General features: G+C 44.7%; 1 protein-coding gene. It reads left to right on the top strand.

The annotated features are described in order from the left end of the window. Nucleotides 1–360, top strand: a 360-nt coding sequence (locus BTV99_RS13595) for a hypothetical protein (RefSeq protein ID WP_178377987.1), incomplete at both ends; no start/stop codon positions are given.

Here is a 360-nt window from a genome sequence, read left to right as displayed (position 1 = left end):
CCAACAGCGGTTATCAACCCTACCGCTGGTATCTCACTCAATATCCGACCAAGCTCGCGTGATGATGATGGTTCTGAGACTTATGATGTGACCATCTCGGATATACCAGCAGACGGGCAGCTTTATTATACTAATAGCAACGGTGATACAGTCTTACTTGACACTACTGGTGATACGGTAGTGATTGAAGATTACAATAACAGCGTAACTGGGTTGTATTTTGTCCCTGCTGAGAACTTTAGCGGCACGGTAAACCTAAAAGTACAGGCAGTGAGTAAAGAAGATGGCACTACGGGCACCACAAGTCCTATGCTTAACCTACCTGTTAAGGTCATTGGCAAGGCAGACTTAATAACCAAT

This window comes from Psychrobacter sp. Rd 27.2, from assembly GCF_001921755.1.
GTDB lineage: Bacteria > Pseudomonadota > Gammaproteobacteria > Pseudomonadales > Moraxellaceae > Psychrobacter > Psychrobacter celer.
This window is presented reverse-complemented; position numbering and strand designations above follow the sequence as displayed.